The organism is Streptomyces sp. NPDC058619 (assembly GCF_042717785.1).
Lineage (GTDB): Bacteria > Actinomycetota > Actinomycetes > Streptomycetales > Streptomycetaceae > Streptomyces.
This window is the reverse complement of the sequence record NZ_JBHXQN010000016.1, coordinates 100,856-117,095: the sequence shown is the minus strand read 5'-3', so window position 1 is coordinate 117,095 and position 16,240 is coordinate 100,856. Positions and strand designations below refer to the sequence as shown.

General features: G+C 71.0%; 16 protein-coding genes and 2 pseudogenes. 12 read left to right on the top strand and 6 right to left on the bottom strand.

Going from position 1 to position 16,240, the window contains the following annotated elements:
- The first annotated feature begins 7 nt into the window (after positions 1-7).
- Positions 8-1,351, top strand: a complete 1,344-nt coding sequence (locus ACFWTC_RS18255; RefSeq protein WP_383928851.1) for a tetratricopeptide repeat protein — start codon at positions 8-10, stop codon at positions 1,349-1,351.
- Positions 1,348-3,093, top strand: a complete 1,746-nt coding sequence (locus ACFWTC_RS18250; protein WP_384028677.1) for a nickel/cobalt transporter — start codon at positions 1,348-1,350, stop codon at positions 3,091-3,093. Before ACFWTC_RS18255 ends, ACFWTC_RS18250 begins: the two co-directional genes overlap by 4 nt.
- 22 nt (positions 3,094-3,115) lie before the next feature.
- Here the strand turns inward: ACFWTC_RS18250 and ACFWTC_RS18245 are convergent, their stop codons facing one another.
- Both ACFWTC_RS18245 and ACFWTC_RS18240 read right to left on the bottom strand, forming a co-directional pair.
- Positions 3,116-3,808 (bottom strand): DUF6083 domain-containing protein, encoded by a 693-nt coding sequence (locus ACFWTC_RS18245; protein WP_383928858.1) that lies wholly within the window; start codon positions 3,806-3,808, stop codon positions 3,116-3,118.
- 547 nt (positions 3,809-4,355) lie between these two features.
- Entirely contained in the window at positions 4,356-4,940 is a 585-nt protein-coding gene (locus ACFWTC_RS18240) for a helix-turn-helix domain-containing protein (RefSeq protein WP_384028679.1), read from the bottom strand.
- Between the two features lie 134 nt (positions 4,941-5,074).
- Here ACFWTC_RS18240 and ACFWTC_RS18235 point away from each other — a divergent pair, with 134 nt between their 5' ends.
- The 5 genes and pseudogenes from ACFWTC_RS18235 to ACFWTC_RS18215 all read left to right on the top strand — a co-directional run bounded on the left by ACFWTC_RS18235 (position 5,075) and on the right by ACFWTC_RS18215 (position 7,473).
- On the top strand, positions 5,075-5,782 hold the full coding sequence (locus ACFWTC_RS18235; protein ID WP_384074251.1) for an MFS transporter: 708 nt from the start codon (positions 5,075-5,077) through the stop codon (positions 5,780-5,782).
- Between the two features lie 26 nt (positions 5,783-5,808).
- Positions 5,809-6,045 carry a class I SAM-dependent methyltransferase gene (locus tag ACFWTC_RS18230; RefSeq protein WP_384028683.1) on the top strand — a complete coding sequence of 79 codons (237 nt, stop codon included), beginning with the start codon at positions 5,809-5,811 and terminating at the stop codon, positions 6,043-6,045.
- 55 nt (positions 6,046-6,100) lie between these two features.
- A pseudogene (locus ACFWTC_RS18225) lies at positions 6,101-6,175 on the top strand (SAM-dependent methyltransferase); the annotation flags it as partial.
- Between the two features lie 57 nt (positions 6,176-6,232).
- The gene (locus ACFWTC_RS18220) at positions 6,233-6,394 is read left to right on the top strand and encodes a hypothetical protein (protein ID WP_384028685.1); all 162 of its coding nucleotides are present in this window, start codon (positions 6,233-6,235) and stop codon (positions 6,392-6,394) included.
- Positions 6,395-7,230: 836 nt separating this feature from the next.
- The gene (locus ACFWTC_RS18215; protein ID WP_383928863.1) at positions 7,231-7,473 is read left to right on the top strand and encodes a hypothetical protein; all 243 of its coding nucleotides are present in this window, start codon (positions 7,231-7,233) and stop codon (positions 7,471-7,473) included.
- Between the two features lie 138 nt (positions 7,474-7,611).
- On the opposite strand, the gene ACFWTC_RS18210 is transcribed toward ACFWTC_RS18215, so the two are convergent.
- The gene (locus ACFWTC_RS18210) at positions 7,612-7,809 is read right to left on the bottom strand and encodes a hypothetical protein (RefSeq protein ID WP_384028687.1); all 198 of its coding nucleotides are present in this window, start codon (positions 7,807-7,809) and stop codon (positions 7,612-7,614) included.
- A gap of 204 nt (positions 7,810-8,013) precedes the next feature.
- On the opposite strand from ACFWTC_RS18210, the gene ACFWTC_RS18205 reads away from it, so the two are divergent.
- Positions 8,014-8,289 (top strand): isoamylase early set domain-containing protein, encoded by a 276-nt coding sequence (locus ACFWTC_RS18205; protein ID WP_383928869.1) that lies wholly within the window; start codon positions 8,014-8,016, stop codon positions 8,287-8,289.
- Positions 8,290-8,501: 212 nt separating this feature from the next.
- Here the strand turns inward: ACFWTC_RS18205 and ACFWTC_RS18200 are convergent, their stop codons facing one another.
- A complete protein-coding gene (locus ACFWTC_RS18200; RefSeq protein ID WP_383928872.1) occupies positions 8,502-8,840 on the bottom strand; it encodes a hypothetical protein in 339 nt (112 codons plus the stop codon).
- A gap of 14 nt (positions 8,841-8,854) precedes the next feature.
- Positions 8,855-10,594, bottom strand: coding sequence for a cytochrome c oxidase subunit I (gene ctaD / locus ACFWTC_RS18195; protein WP_383928875.1), 1,740 nt, complete (start codon positions 10,592-10,594; stop codon positions 8,855-8,857).
- Between the two features lie 361 nt (positions 10,595-10,955).
- Between ctaD and ACFWTC_RS18190 the strand changes: the two are divergent.
- From ACFWTC_RS18190 to ACFWTC_RS18175, 4 genes and pseudogenes are all read left to right on the top strand, one after another.
- Positions 10,956-11,388, top strand: a pseudogene (locus ACFWTC_RS18190) (radical SAM protein); the annotation flags it as partial.
- Positions 11,389-11,438: 50 nt separating this feature from the next.
- The gene (locus ACFWTC_RS18185; protein WP_383928877.1) at positions 11,439-11,567 is read left to right on the top strand and encodes a hypothetical protein; all 129 of its coding nucleotides are present in this window, start codon (positions 11,439-11,441) and stop codon (positions 11,565-11,567) included.
- 24 nt (positions 11,568-11,591) lie between these two features.
- Positions 11,592-12,446: a DUF5825 family protein gene (locus ACFWTC_RS18180; protein WP_384028689.1), complete on the top strand. Its 855-nt coding sequence runs from the start codon at positions 11,592-11,594 to the stop codon at positions 12,444-12,446.
- Between the two features lie 135 nt (positions 12,447-12,581).
- Entirely contained in the window at positions 12,582-12,797 is a 216-nt protein-coding gene (locus ACFWTC_RS18175) for a DUF6243 family protein (RefSeq protein WP_383928883.1), read from the top strand.
- Positions 12,798-12,969: 172 nt separating this feature from the next.
- On the opposite strand, the gene ACFWTC_RS18170 is transcribed toward ACFWTC_RS18175, so the two are convergent.
- Positions 12,970-16,029, bottom strand: a complete 3,060-nt coding sequence (locus tag ACFWTC_RS18170) for an AMP-binding protein (RefSeq protein ID WP_384028691.1) — start codon at positions 16,027-16,029, stop codon at positions 12,970-12,972.
- Positions 16,030-16,240: the final 211 nt, after the last annotated feature.

Sequence of the window (16,240 nt, the reverse complement as noted above, 5' to 3'; positions counted from 1 at the left end):
GGACCCTGTGCACCGGCCCGAAGACGAACCCGCCCCCTCGATCCGTCGGCGCAGACCCCTGCGGAACAGCGCGATCACCATCGCCCTGGGCGTGGCCATGTTCACCGCCGGCGCCGTGGCGGCCTCCCCGTCAGGCGTCAACAGGCCGGAGGCGAGCGCGGCTTCGGCTGCAGCCGGCGGCCAGGTCCGGGGCGTCGAGGCGCTGCGCGAGCGGGTACGGCGCCTGCCGGCGGATCCCGTCAGCTGGGCGGACCTCGGTACGGCCCTGGTGCAACAGGCCCGTACCACTGCCGATCAGGCCGCCTACACGCAGGCGGAGGCGGCGCTGCGCCGCTCGCTCGCGCTCCAGCCCGCCGAGAACCTCCACGCGGAGATCGGCATGGGCGCGCTCGCAGCGGCACGCCACGAGTTCCACGACGCCCTCACCTGGGCCCGCAGGGCGATCGTGACCAGCCCCTCCACCCCCGCCGCCTACGGGATCCTGGCCGACGCCCTCACCCAGCTCGGCCAGTACGAGGACTCCTGCACAGCCGTCCAGACGATGGCCGATCTGCGCCCCGACAGTTCCTCCCTCGCCCGCGCCTCCTACACCTTCGAACTCCGCGGCGACACGGTCCAGGCCAAGGCGGTGATGGAACGCGCCCTGCGTGCGGCCGGCACCCCGGGTGAACGGGCCTTCGCCCACACCCACCTGTCCTCAATCGCCCTGGAGAGCGGCGACCCGGCGACCGCGTTGCGCGAGGCCCGGCGGGGCTTGGCCGACGCGCCCCAGGACCCCGGCCTGCTCGAGGCCCGGGCCAAAGCCCATGCGGCCCTCGGCCAGTCCCGGCAGGCCGTCGCCGACTACACCGCGGCCCTCGCGGTGGCGCCCCTGCCGCAGTACCTGCTGGGGCTGGGGGAACTTCAGCAGTCCCTGGGCCACCGAGCCGAGTCCGAGAGCCAGTACGCGGTCCTGCGCGCCCAGGAGAAGATCCGCCGAGCCGAAGGCACTCCCGCCGACGTCGACGCGATCCTCTTCGAAGCCGACCACGGCGACCCCCGGCAGGCCGTGGCCATGGCGGAAGCCGCCGTGTCCGAACGACCCTTCATCGCCGTCCACGACGCCCACGCCTGGGCCCTGCACCGCGCCGGACGCGACGAAGAGGCCCTCGCACGAGCCGACAAGGCCCTCGCTCTCGGAACCCGCAGCGCGCTCTTCCTCTTCCACCGCGGCACCATCCACCACTCCCTCGGCAACACCGCGGACGCCCGGCGCGACCTCGGGCGGGCCCTGGCCACCGACCCGCACTTCCACCCTGTGCACGCCCCCGCGGCGCGCACCTCGATCCGGCGAATCGACGACGCCTCATGAACCTCCTCAACCGCCGGCGCCTGGCGGCCACCCCGCTCGCAGCCGTGCTCCTCGTTCCGATCGCGCAGATCGCCGCGGCGCCGGTCGCCGCCGCCCACCCCCTGGGCAACTTCACCGTCAACTACTCCACCAGCCTCACGCTGCGCCCCGACGCGGTCGATGCCGAGATCGTGGTCGACCGCGCCGAGATCGCGGCGGCGCAACAGCGGCCGCTCGTCGACCAGAACCACGACGGATCGGTGACGAAGGGGGAGGCGCAGGCGTACGCCGATGAGGAGTGCGCCGTTCTGACCAGGCAGCTGGGCGCCGACATCGGCCGCAGGACAGCGCGTTGGGACAACGGCCTCAGCAGGCTGACGTTCCACCCGGGCGAAGCCGGGCTGGAGACCAGCCGCCTCGCGTGCCACGTCAGCGCCGAAGCGGACCTCAGTTCATCCGTCAGCATCCGCGTCACCACGCACTACGACACCCGGCGCGTCGGCTGGCACGAGATCACCGCCAACGGCCAGGGAGTCACCGTCGCCGACTCCACCGTTCCGGCGGCCTCACCTACCGACCAGTTGCGGCACTACCCACGAGATCCCCTCGCCGCCCCGCTCGACCAGCGGACGGCAGAGCTCCGGGCCACTCCCGGCGACGGGCCCGCAGCCCGGATCGTGCCCCCCGGTCTGCCCGGCTCGGGCCCTGCCACCGCCGTCCTGAACAAGGTCTCCACCCTCTTCGACACCCTGGTCGGCAGCCGCGAACTCACCGTGCCCGTCGGTCTCCTCGCCCTGCTGCTCGCCGTCGTACTCGGTGCCTCTCACGCGGCGATGCCGGGGCACGGCAAGACGATCATGGCCGCGTATCTGGCCGGCCGCCGCGGTACCCCGCGCGACGCCTTCACCGTCGGCGCCACCGTCACCCTCACCCACACCGCGGGTGTCCTCGCCCTCGGCCTCGCCCTCCCGCTGGCCACCCACCTCGCGGGGGAAACCGTCCTCGTCTGGCTCGGGCTGGCCAGCGGCTTGCTCGTCACCGCGATCGGCCTTCAACTGCTGCACTCCGCACTCCGCGGCAAGGCGAACCATCACCACAGTCACCACCACCACGCTCACGGACACCACGCTCACGGACACCACGGGCACGATCACGGCCACGACGGCCACGACGAGCACGACCACCACAGCGACCACGGCGGGCCCGGCCACGGCCACGGGCACGGGCACGGTCACGGGCATGGCCACGGGCATGGCCACGGCCACGGCCACGGGCATGGCCACGGCCACGAGGAGCTGACCGCCCTGCCCCCGGCGCGCCGTGCACCGGACACCCCGTCGACGGACGGCTCCGTGGTGGTCCTGACCAAGCACGCCCCGGCGCCGCACAGCAGCCACCGCCACGACGCGGCCGGGCCCACCCACTCCCCGGCCCGCAGAGGGCGCTGGGCCCTCGTGGGGGTCGGCATCGCCGGCGGCCTCGTCCCCAGCCCCTCCGCCCTCGTCGTCCTCCTCGGGGCCGTCGCCTTGGGCCGTACCGCCTTCGGCGTCCTGCTCGTCATCGGCTACGGACTCGGCATGGCCGTCACGCTCACCCTCGCCGGACTCCTCCTCGTGCGCCTGCGTGACCGCATCGCCGTCCACGCCGTCGAACGGGGTTCCCAGCGCCTGAAGACCCTGGGCCGCATCGGACCGGCCGTAACCTCCGCACTCGTGCTCCTCGTCGGAATCGGCCTCACCGTTCGCGCCCTCACCGGGATCTGAGGAGCCGGGGAGGTCCGGACCCTCACGGTTCAGGAGCGCGCGCGTAAGCGGCGACGCGCTCACGGTGGTGCCACACCCGCAGCTGATCGTCGTCGTTGACGCATGCCCAGCCCGGCAGTGCGCGGCAGCGGGGACAGACGATGGTCCGCGCCTCTTCGGGGTGCACCGGCCGCACGTGTTCCCCGCCCAACTGGCGGGGCATGTCCGAGGCGAGCGCGGCACGGTAGGCGGTGACCCGTTGCGCGTGGTTGGCGGCGCGGTCGGCTCCGCTGACATGACTGCAGGGGTTTCCGGCCCGTGCCCGGCACAGGGGACAGGCCACGGATTCCCGGACCTCGTCCTGGCGGGGGGTGCGCCGCAGTACGAGCAGGGGCTGCTGCAAGCGGGCCAGTGTCGTCCGGGTCTGGGCGCGGCCCTCCTCCGTGCCCCAGAAGGCGATCAGCGGGTCCGGGCCGACGGGGCGGCTCGCCGGGCAGACGTCCTCGTGGCGGACGTGCACGGGTCCGGCCGGGTTCTTTCCGTCCCACCTCGACAGTGCACCCGAATCATTCACTTGCCAGCCCGACCCTGCCGGAACGAGGGAGGAGGGTGCCGGGCGCAGGTCGAGGTCCAGGAACCGGTCTCCCTCGACCGTGTAGCGGCCGACGGTGTCGCCGCAGACCGGACAGACCACCAGGGCCCGCTTGGCGCTTCTTTCAGAGTGCTTACTGCTCACGCGCCGCACGGTAGTGTCCTCACGCGCTGGCTGGCGGGCCTCTTCAGAGGCCGTGGACAAGAGGGTTGGTTCACTCTCGTGCATGGATGCCGCCGGATACGAACCCTGAGGCCCATCCTTCGGGTGAATCCAGAGCACCGAGCCAAACCGGCGGACCGCTCGCAGCGAATTGCACCGAGCGGGGTCCCATGTCCGGACTGCGGGCGCTGCGGGCAGAGGCGCTGAGCAATTCACCCGCACGAGAAACGCGTTCGTAGCCCGCCCGTGCGCAGGTACCCACGTTGTGGTCGCGGCTTCCCGGATCGGGCCTGGCCAGACCCGAGTCATCGCGAAGATCGCGCAGATCCTCGGGCTCGAAGGGTCTTCGACGCCGTCCGCTGACAAGGCTCCCGCTCCCGCCCCGCCGTCGCGGCACTCGTCCTGGCCGGCACGCGTCGGATCACTGCGCGGACCACAGGAAGGTGGGCGCGACAAGGAGCCAGAGGTACGCCGCGTCATCACAGGCGCGCGCGGACGGCGCGCGCGGTGTTCCTGGTGCGGGTAGGCGTCAGGTGGTGCGGGCCTTGAGGTGGGCCCGTTCCCCCTGGGTGCCGAACAAGATGAGGAGTTCCACGGTTCGTTCGTCGTCCGGGCCGAGCCAGTGCGGCACGTGGGTGTCGAACTCAGCGGCCTCGCCGGGCTTGAGGACCACGGTCTCCTCGCCCAGCAGCAGGCGTAGCCGGCCCGCGAGGACGTAGACCCATTCGAAGCCCTCGTGGGTGCTGAGCTGTGGTTCGGTGTCGGGCCGGGGCGGGATGAGGAGTTTGTGGGCTTGGGCGCCGCCGGGGCGGCTGAGCGGCACGAAGGTCATGCCGTTGCGGGTGACGGGCTTGAGGTGGATGCGCGGATCGCCGGTGCGGGGCGCGCCGACGAGCTCGTCCAAGGGCACGGCGTAGACCTCGGCAAGAGGAAGCAGCATCTCCAGGGTCGGCTTGCGGGTGCCGCCTTCGAGGCGGGAGAGCGTGCTCTCGTTGATACCGGTCCGCTCGGCGAGGCCGGCCAGCGTCAGCCGGTGACCCCGTCGCAGTTCCCTCAGCCGCGGCCCGACCGCTGCCAGCCTGTCCTTCTTCTCGGTGCCCGTACCCACCAGCATGCTGAAACGGCATGAAGCTTTGCAACTCCAGCAGCGTGGGGCGCAGTGTCGTACCAGCGGCCCGGCCGGACCGGTGCCTGGCGATCCGCTCGTGGCCTGCCGACTTCCCGAATCCTTTTGAGGACTGGTCCCTGATGGCGATGGAAAATGATGCCGTGATCCGAGGAGGGCCCGTCCTGGACCCGCGGCGCTGGCTGGCGCTGACGGTGATCTCGGTGGCGACCCTGATGGTGGTGCTGGATGCCTCCATCATCAACATCGCTCTCCCGCACGCCCAGGCCGGCCTGGACATCAGCGACGCCAACCGGCAGTGGGCGATCACCGCCTACGCCCTCACCTTCGGCGGTCTGCTGCTGCTCGGCGGGCGCGTCGTCGACTTCGTCGGCCGCAAGCGCGTCTTCCTCATCGGCCTGATCGGCTTCGCGGTCACCTCCATGGTCGCGGGTGTCGCCCCGAACGGCGCGATGCTGTTCGCCGGGCGCGCGCTGCTGGGTGCGTTCGCCGCACTGCTGGCCCCGGCCGCACTGTCGCTGATCGCCGTCACCTTCACCGACACCCGCGAGCGGGCCAAGGCGTTCGGTGTGTACGGGGCCCTCCAGGGCGCCGGAGGCGCGGTCGGACTGATCGCGGGCGGTGTGCTGACCGAGTACACGACCTGGCGCTGGTGCCTGTTCGTCAGCACCCCCATCGCCCTCGCCGTGGCCCTGGCCGCACGCCCGACACTCAAGGAGAGCCCAGCTGAGGGGACACGGCGCTACGACATCCCCGGCGCCCTGCTGGTCACCACCGGACTCGTCGCCGTGGTCGTCAAAGGCCGCCGCGCCAGCGCCGCGACCGCCTGACCACCCACGCCCGAAAGGCCCCGCATATGAACAGCGCCAACGACTCCGCGTCCTTCTGGGAGAACCACTACGCCGGCATGGACGCGCAGAGGGGCACCAAGCCCAACACCATCCTGACCGACCTGGTCACCGACCTGGCCCCCACCGCGGGGACCGCCCTGGACCTGGGCTGCGGACACGCCGGCGACGCCCTCTGGCTCGCCGCCCGAGGCTGGGACGTCACCGCCGTCGACGTGTCACAGACCGCCCCCTCAGCCGCGTGAGCGCCGGCGCTGCGGCCACCGGCTCCGCCGACCGGTCCACACCCGGCGACACGACCTGGCCGCAACCTTCCCCGACGGCACCTATGACCTGGTCACCGCGACCCACTTCCACACCCCGATCACCATCTCCCGCGAACACGTACTGCGCCGGGCCGCCCGGGCCGTAGCTCCCGGCGGACTGCTCATCGTGATCGAACACGCCTCCGTTGCCCCCTGGTCCTGGCAGGCCGGCCAGGACATCCAATTCCCTGCCCCCGGGGAGGTCATCGCCTCACTCCAGCTGACCGACGTCTGGTACGTCGAACGGGGCCACGCACCCCAGCGCACCGCTACCGGCCCCCAGGGGTAGACCGCGACCGTCACCGACAACATCATCGCCGTCCGACGCACCCGCTAGCAGGACACGAGCGCGGCCGTCCCGGCGCTCCGGGCCACCGGACGGGCAGGGTGCCCAGCTCAGGGCTCACCGTGGGAGTGCTCGGCGGGGGAGACCTCCGATGTCGCTTCCTGACGCTGGGCGTTCCGGTCCGCCATCCCCTTGGCCCCGTCCGCCTTGCTGCTGGCCCACTTCGTCTTTCACGCCGAACCCACCCCCACACCGGTCCGCGGGCCGGTCGGCGTCATGGGCGGCTTCGGAGCGGAGTTCTACCTGTTGACCTTGGTGCTCCAAGAGGAAAGGGGTGTAGGCCGCTCGCCGCAGGTCCGGTATGCCTACGGAGCTGGAAAACCTCCGACGCCTCAACGAGTCACGCCTGGACGGAAATAGGTTCAGAGTTTTTCCCAACGTAGTCTTCTCGTTCGCAGGACTCCGGGTGCTGAGCCCGTACAAGAATCACATCTCGCATGTTCCCTCCGAGCTCGGGAAACTCCGCTGCCCGAGTGGATCTCCACCCTGGAACAGAGGGGCTGTGCCGTCCTGACGTGATGGGCTCGTGTGCCGAGTCCCAGGCCGGAGATCCCGGCAGCCGTGCGTGCCAGGTCGGTGCGAGGCCGGCAGCCATCATGCGCTCGGCCTGCTGCTCGTACGTCCGGTCCGCCCGCTCCCTGACGGAGCTGGGCCCTCCGGGGTGGGCCCTCCGGGGTGGGTCGGCCGGGCTGCAATGCCGGGGCGGGCACGGCCCCGGATGCGGAAGACGGGAGCGTGGGCGACGGTGGAAGCTCCGTCGTCGAGTCACGAGGAGAGCCATGATCGTCAAGTTTCTGCACGACAAGGGCCTGCGGAGCGAGCACGCGTACACCGTTGCCTGCCTGACCATCGGGTTGTCGGTAGCTTCGTGGGTGACGTCGATGAAGGTGGAGCCGATGGGCATTGACCGGGCAGACCGGTGGGGAATCTTTGTCGGCACGTGGCCGGCAACGTGGTTCGGCCTCGGCCAGGCCCTGGCCCAGTACGAACACGCCGACGAACTGTTCGTCGACGAGGCATAGGACCCTGCCTGTCGCAAGGCGTCGTACCACGCACCGGACAGGCCCTGCCGTTTCGTCTGGGCCGACGTGGCGTGACAGAGCCCGGCCGGGTGACTACAAGCCCGGCCGGGCTCTACGTGCGTGCGGTACCGCCTCGGCTCAGAACGCGTCGTCGCGCAAGTAGCGCTCGTCGAGGAGGTCTTCCTCGCGGCGCCGCTGCGTCTCCTCCGGGCGCTGACCGCCGTGCGAAGGCGTGGAGGGCTGGGGGTGGACCGGGTTCTGGCCGGGCCTCTGCGGGCGCTGCTGCTCCTCGCGGCCCTTGCCCGGCTCCTGGCGCTTGTCCTGCTTACCGCCCATGACGGCGACTCCTTCATGCGTGGGGTACGGATTCCTCCCGCTCAAACTGGCACGACGCATCACTTTCCGCATTTTCTCGGCTACAGGATGTGGCGGGAGGGTGGTGTGACGCCTGGAGCCGGATGCCGGGATGCGGGCCGGGGTTCCGGTGCCGAAGATGGGCGCGGAACCCATCCACCACTCGCACGTCAGGAGTCGATCGTCATGCTGGAGCGCACGCCGCGCAAGGACCGCACCGAGGTCACCTTCGTCCTGCCCGCCGACACCCCGGCCGGCCCTGTCAGCGTGGTCGGCGACTTCAACGACTGGCAGCCCGGCGTCCACACCCTGACGCCCCGCAAGGACGGCAGCCGGGCCGTCACGGTCGCCCTGCCCAGCGCGAGCACCCACTCCTTCCGCTACCTGGCGGCCGGTGACTACTGGTTCAACGACGAAAGCGCCGAGGCACAGGACGGCGGCAACAGCCGTCTGTACACCTGAACGGCCCAATCGGCGTGACGCGTGGTCGCCGCGGTCGCCGCGGTCGCTGCGGACGTTGAGAGCGACGGGGCAGGGCGTTTTCGCGCGTCAGTTCGTGCGGCCTGGAAGTCGGGGTCGGCGGTCGCTCTCGCACACGCCCGCCGAGGAACGGGGCCGCTCCCGGCGGGGCGGCCCTTCCGGTCGGGGGTGAACCAGTGACCTCGGCGGGACCTTCAGGGACGGCAGAGGAGGAGCAGAGCGAGGCTGCAGAGCCCGAAGGCGGCCACGGCCAGGCCGGTGATGCGCCGACGCAGGCGGACGTATCTTCGCGAGTATTCCGCTCTGAGTTCGTCTGCTCGCGCCATCGTCCTGGCGAGCATCTCCTTGCGCAGGTCCAGGTGGTGTTGGGCGAACAGACGGCTGACTTGTTCCTGTTCGCTCGGGCCGAGCCAGGTCAGGGCGAGGGCGAAGGCCTCGCCCTCGGCCTTGGCTTCTCGCAGGGCTGCCTGACTCATCAGGTACCCCTCGATCCGCGCGAGCCCGGCCGCCGTTTCCTTGGAGCGCTCACTCATTAGCCGGCCTCCGCCTACTTGGGCTGCTCCGGACCTGTTCCAGGCAGGGAGCCCCGGGGGCCGGAGGCCTTGTCCTGGTCGACGACGTCGCGTTTCGGGTTGGCCGCGTAGTCGAAGGCGGCGATCGCCGGGTAGTGGAGGTCGAAGGCCGGCGATTCGGACCGTACGCGGGGCAGGGTCACGAAGTTGTGCCGCGGCGGGGGGCAGGAGGTGGCCCATTCCAGGGAGCGGCCGTAGCCCCACGGGTCGTCGACCTCGACGCGGGGTGCGAACTTGGCCGTCTTCCACACGTTGTAGAAGAACGGCAGCGTCGAGGCGCCGAGAAGGAACGCGCCGATGGAGGACACCGTGTTCAGCGCGGTGAACCCGTCGACGTCCAGGTAGTCCGCGTACCGCCGCGGCATGCCTTCGGCGCCGAGCCAGTGCTGGACGAGGAAGGTCATGTGGAAGCCGATGAACAGGGTCCAGAAGTGGATTTCCCCGAGGCGTTCGTCGAGCATCGTGCCGGTCATCTTCGGCCACCAGAAGTAGAAGCCGGCGAACATGGCGAAGACGACCGTCCCGAAGACCACGTAGTGGAAGTGGGCTACCACGAAGTACGAATCGGTGACGTGGAAATCCATCGGGGGCGAGGCCAGGATGATGCCGGTCAGGCCGCCGAAGAGGAACGTGACGAGGAATCCGATGGCCCAGAGCATCGGTGTTTCGAAGGAGATGGAGCCCTTCCACATGGTGCCGATCCAGTTGAAGAACTTCACCCCGGTGGGCACCGCGATCAGGAACGTCATGAAGGAGAAGAACGGCAGCAGCACTGCCCCGGTGGCGAACATGTGATGGGCCCACACGGTCATCGACAGGCCGGCGATGGCGATGGTCGCGCCGACCAAGCCGAGATATCCGAAGACCGGCTTACGCGAGAACACCGGGAAGATCTCGGTGACGATGCCGAAGAACGGCAGGGCGATGATGTACACCTCGGGGTGTCCGAAGAACCAGAACAGGTGCTGCCACAGGAGGGCGCCGCCGTTCTCCGGGTTGAACACCTGTGCGCCGAAACGACGGTCGGCCTCGAGTACCAACAGCGCCGCCGCGAGGACGGGGAAGGCGAAGAGCACCAGGACCGAGGTCAGCAGGATGTTCCAGGTGAAGATCGGCATCCGGAACATGGTCATGCCCGGCATCCGCATGCAGATGATCGTCGTGACGAAGTTGACCGAGCCGAGGATCGTGCCGAACCCGGCCAGGGCCAGGCCCATGATCCACATGTCACCGCCCACGTACGGAGTCCGTTCACCGCCGCTGAGGGGCGTGTAGGCGGTCCAGCCGAAGTCGGCCGTGCCCTGCGTGGTGAACAAGCTCGACACGACGATCAGTGCGCCGAAGAGGAACAGCCAGAACGACAGCATGTTCAGCCGCGGAAAGGCCACGTCCGGCGCGCCGATCTGCAGCGGCATGATGGCATTGGCGAAGCCCGCGAAGGTCGGGGTCGCGAAGAACAGCAGCATGATCGTGCCGTGTAGCGTGAAGATCTGGTTGTACTGCTCGTTCGAGACGATCTGCATGCCCGGCCGGGCCAGCTCGGCCCGCAGCAGCAGCGCCAGTACGCCGCCGATGACGAAGAACCCGAACGAGGCGATCAGGTACAGGTGCCCGATCTTCTTGTGGTCGGTGGTCGTCAGCCAGGACACAAGGACGCTTCCCCATGAACGGCCCTGTACCGGGATCGGTGTGACAGGCTCGGTCGACGTCGCCATGGGCGATTCCTTTGCGTCAGATCACACGGATGGACGCACCGGTACCCGCCGAAGCAAGTCTTACGCCCGGCTTACAGGTGTACTACGGAATGTGACGAAAGAGCTGTGCGACAGCCGTCTGGTAACTCGGTTGGCCCACCTCGCAGCAGCCGACGCCGCCCGAGCGGCCCGTGTGTCACATGGCCCCCAGCGACCTTCGGGGGCGCGTTGCGGGCTGCAGGTGATGGACTCGGAATCTAGAAGTCCGTCAGCGGTTGCGGTGCGACCGGGCGCGTGAGGATCCTGCCCAGACGGGAGCCGGGGTCGGTGCCGCGGTGGGTGATCTTGTGTGTGATTCCGCGGGCCTGGATCAGGCACCGGTTTCTACGACGAGATCATCGAACCTGGCCCGCAAACACCGGGTCCTGGACATGTACGTCGTGGACAACATCCTGGACATGGGGTACGTGAACACGGTGCTGCCGCGCATCATCGAGAGCGGTTTCGACCTCCGTATGCACATCGAGATCAAGTCCAACATGCGGCAGAAGCAGCTCCAGGTCCTCGCCGACGCGGGCCTGATCTTCGTCCAGCCGGGCATCGAGAGCCTCAACAGCCGGGTGCTGACACTGATGGACAAGGGCGTGAGCGGCGGCCAGAACGTCCGGATGCTCCGGGACGCCGCCACCGTCGGCCTCTCGGTGGCATGGAACTACCTGCACGGCTTCCCCGGCGAGGACGCCGAGGACTACGACGACGTCATAGCCCAGCTCGCCGCGCTGGAGCACCTCAACCCACCCGTGGGCCCGTCCTCGTTGGCGAGGACGCCCTGCGCGAGGTACTGACGCGGTGGCGGGCGCTCGGGGTGGTCTTCGAGGACAGCGGGCAGTTCGTGCAGATCGCGCCGCCCGCACTGAACGAGGAGTTCCTGCGGATCGACTTCATGCGGCACACCTCCGCTCGCGCCGCCGAACTCGCCGCGTCGACCGCCTGAAGACCGTCAGACAGAGAGACGACGATGACTCCCGTACCCACCGGCACCCCGTCATTCACCGTGACCGCCTCGCGGGACTACGATCCCGAGGTGGGAGCGCTGCCCGCGATGTCCCTGGGCAGCTACGAAATCGACCTGCCCGGCGGCGAAGCCGCCCGGCGGCTCTTCGCCGCCGGGGCACGGCACGTCACGCTCCCCCGCCCGGTCGACCTGACGGACCCCGCCGACGCGGCCTGGTCGGTCCGGGCGCTGAGCTTCGTGGGCGCGCTGTCCAGTGTGGCCATCTCGGTCGACTGGCAGCTCCACACCGGCCCGGATCCCGATGCCTGGCGTCACTACGGCCACCTCCAGCCGCCAACCGCCGTGCCCGGCACCGCCGACCCGGCGGCGACGGCCATCGAGTGGCGCAAGGCCTACTACATCTGCAAATGCGTCTTCCGGCACGGCCCGGGGTTCATCCAGGTGCGCGACCGGCGCTACGGCGAGCTGCGCCGCTTCACCATCGACGAACCGGATTACCATCAAGCCATCGAAGCGCTCACCGACGGCGCCCGCGTCGACGCGATCCCGGGTCCGATCCTCGACGACCTGATGGGCGAGACCCTCGTCCTGCGTTTCGGTGACCACCTGTGGTGGACCCCGTACAGGGTGCGCCGCTGGTCGGAGGCTCCGATGGTGATCTGCCCCCCGGGCCACGCCCGCCACGCGCCAGGTCGGCCGGTATACCGAGCTGGGCGACGGAGGCGGACGTGTGCAGCACGCGCAGCACCACCCAGGACGGGGCCGAGCGGCCGGCGCTGGCCCCGGGCGCTCGCCGAGGGCCCGGCCGTCGACGGGGCGGCGAAAGGGTTGGTGCGCGGGGCCGCCGGGACCGGGTAACGTCCTTGTCATGTTCTTCCAGGCGCCGATTCACGAGTGAGAGCGTGATGGGCCCCTGCTGACGTCCTTCGACGTCGCCGCCCGTCCCTCACCGATGAATCCGCAGATCACTTCGCATCATTACCGGGAGAACCCGTGACCGTGAGCAAGAACATCAACAACCCCGTGGGCATGGGCGGCGGCCAGCGCAAGAGGCTGTCCCGCGCCGAACGGCAGAACAACGGTCCGCACCGCAACCTCGACCGCCAGGGTGCAGCCGACCAGAAGGCGGAGCTGGTGCGCAAGATGCGCGAGAAGGCAGACGCAGACGAGGACGCCGGTCAGGCGGGCGACGACACCGCACAGAGCTGACGCACCGCCGCCGCAGGGCGGCACCGCACGGGGCAGGGCCCAGACCGCGACGCGCGGTCCGGGCCCTGCTGCCGTACCGGGCGCGGCCGGTCCCGCGCGGCGCTCGGGCGAGCACCCGCGTCTCAGCCGACCAGCGCCACCTCGAACCCTTGTGGTGCCGCCGCCCAGCGGGTCACCCGCAGGCGGCGGTCAGTGCGGCGGTGAGCCCCTTGGCCAGATCGGTGATCACGGGGAGGTCGAAGGCCAGTGCGTTGTACTGCAGCCAGCACCGCAGGCCGCCGTCCGGCTGTTCGACCACGGTCAGCTCGGGCACACCCCGGTCGCCGCCCGGCAGCGGCCACGGCACGGTGCTGCCGCGCGGCAGCTCCCAGGGCTCGCAGGCCAGGCCGGGGAGCTGCGCGGGCGCGGCCCATGCCTCGTAGCGGAGCCAGGCCGCGAACGGCACGGACGGACTGAACTCGGCGAACGGGTAAAGCTGGTGATCCAGCGCCGCGCTGTAGACCGCTCGCAGCCGGTCCACCAGTTCGGCGAAACCGGGTCCCCCGCTCGCGTCCACCCGCAGGAGCAACGACTGGACGAAGCAGCCCACCGTTCGCTCGGCGTCCGGCCGTGGGCGGCCGGGCACGGGGGTCATCACCACCAGGTCGGGACGGCCGCTGCGGCTCGCCAGCAGTCCGGTCCAGGCCGCCGTGACGGCCAGGAAGGGCGTGGCGCCCAGCTCGGCCGCCCGGGCCCGCAGCGCTCCGGCCAGTGGAGCCGCCACCTCGAACTCGTACGCCTTGGTCAGCACCTCGTTGACCGCCCGGCGGCCGGCGAACTGCTCGATGGCCTCCGGAGCCCCGGCCAGCGCGGCCCCGAAGTGGGCCCGGGAGGCCGGCCAGTGCGCGTTGGCCCAGTCGACCAGCTCCGGATAGCCCGGGCCCGAGCGGGCCTGCGGGGCCGGCCGGCCCCGCCGCAGCGCGGAGTAGAACACCCCGAGGTCGGCCAGCAGCACACCGACCGACCAGCCGTCGGAGACCATGTGGTGCATCGCGACCAGCACCACGTGGTCGGTCTCCGACCGGCTGACCACCAGGAGGCGTGCCATCGGGTCACGGGCCAGGTCGGTGAGGCGGTCGCGTTCGGCCAGCAGCAGGGCGTCCACCTCCGCGTCCGTTGCGCCCGGGGCCCGGGTCAGCGTGATCCGCACCCGGGGCTCCTCGTCCAGTACCGCCCGCACGACCCCCTCGCCCACCGCCTCGAACCGGGTCCGCAGCGCCGGATGGCGCCGGACCGCCTCGGTGAGCGCCAGGCCCAGGGTCTCCGGTTCCAGCCGGTCGGCCACCTTGAACAGCGCCGTCACCGCGCCGGCGTCCCGCCCGGGAGCCTCGGCCATCCAGCGGAAGAAGTTCTCCTGCTGCGAGGTCAGTGCGACGGCGTGCGGCTGCGCACGGAGCGCGGCCAGGTACGGCGTCACGGTCTCCGTCCCGGAAGCCGCCGCGTCGGCAGCGGTCTGCCGACGGTCGGGGTGGTCCACCCACGCCGCCTGGGAGCGCAGTGAGGGCCGCTCGAAGACCACGGCGGTGCGCGCCCGGACCCCGAACTCGTTGCTGATGCCGGCGGCGAGCTGGACCGCCCGGAACGAGTCGCCGCCGAGCGCGAAGAACTCGGCGGCCACGTCGGTGACCGGCCGGCCGAGCAGGCGCCTCCAGAGCCCGGCCAACCGCAGTTCCGTCGGGGTGGCCGGGGCGACCACAGGGCCCGTGGGCTCCGCAGGTACGTCGAACAGCGGGCGGAGCCGGTGCTTGACCACCTTGCCGCTCGGGTTCCTGGGCAGGTCGCGCGCCAGCAGGATCCGGACCGGCAGTTCGGGCCGGCTCAGCCGGGCGCTCAGGAACAGCCGGAGCTCGTCCAGATCCAGACCGCCGGGCCCGGCCACCACGACCGCCACCGGGACGGCGCCCATCACGGGGTGCGGCAGGCCGAGCGCGGCGGCGTCCGCCACCGCGGGGTGTTCGTGCAGCGCCTCTTCGATCCGCAGCGTGGAGACCTTCAGCGCACCGCTCTTGATGACGTCGCTCTCCCGGTCGACCAAGTACAGGTAGCCGTCCGGGTCGAGGCGTCCGACATCGCCCATCCGCACCCAGCCGTCCCGGAACACCCGGGCGCTCTGCCCGGCGGCACCCAGGTAGCCACGGGGCGGTCCGGGCTGGCGCAGCCAGACCTCGCCGACCTGCCCGGCGGGCAGCGGCAGCCCGTCCGCGTCGAGGATCCGGACGTCACGGGGGTCCGCCGGGCGGCCCAGCGAGCCGGGGCGGCGGGTGTCGACCACGGTGGAGATCTGCGCGGGCGAGGCCTCGGCGGAGGTGTACGTGTTGACCAGTGTCGCGCCCGGCAACGCCGCGGCCAGCGCGGCTGCCACCGGCACGGGCAGGGCGGCTGCGGAGGAGTTGACCAGGCGCAGACTGCTCAGGTCGTACCGCTCGGCGGTGCCCGCGTTGACCAGTTCGATTGCCATCGAAGGCACCAGGAAGGCGGTGCCGATCCCGAACTTCTCGACCGCGCTGCCGAACGCGTCCGCGTCGAAGCGCGGCAGGCTGAGCGTGGTGGGCGCGGCGGTCAGTGCGCCCAGCAGCATCACCTGGCCCGCGTTGGTCCCGATCGGGAAGGCGTGCAGGGCGTGCCGGGAGTGCGCGTAGGCGCGGCGGCGGGGGCGGGCGGCCAGGCCGGCGGTCAGGGTTCCGTGCGCGGCGAGCACGCCCTTGGGCGCGCCGGTGGTGCCGGAGGTGCCGATCACCTGGGCCGGGTCGGCCGGGCCGACCCGGTGCGGCGGACCGGCCGGCGGCTCGGGGTGCGCCGCCAGCAGGGCGTCCAGACGCAGGTCCGTCAGTCCCGGGACGGTGGGCAGCTCTCCGTCCCGCAGGATCGTGCCGGCTTCCGCCAGCACGGCCAGGGCGGCGGCATCGGTCTCGGACAGGTCCTCGCGGACCGGGACGGGCACCCCGCCCGCGTACTGGACGGCGAGGAAGCCGACGGCGTACCGCTCCCAGCGCGCGTTGGAGAACCGCAGCACCACCCGGTCGCGCGGTTCGACCCCGGCGGCGGCCAGTCCGACGGCAGCGCGCAGCGCCTCCTCGCGCCAACGGCGGTAGGTGAGTTCCCCGCCGCCGACGACCTGCAGCGCCACGTGGTCCGGGTGTTCGGTGGCCCGGGCGTCGAGTAGCTCTGGGACGGTCGTCGCGGCGGGCGGCACGGTGGTGGCGATGGCGTACTCCGGTGAGATGAGGTGGGAGGTCGAAACGGAGCGGCAACTCAGTTGCTGGGACGTACTGGTGAGGATCCGTCGGGAATGCGTGCCCGACCGGTGACAAGCGCTGGCTCGGACGGGGGGATGCCCGCTCCGCCGCCGGAGTCCGAGCACGGCTGCTCGGACTCCGGCGGCGACGAGACGCGCCCCGAGACCG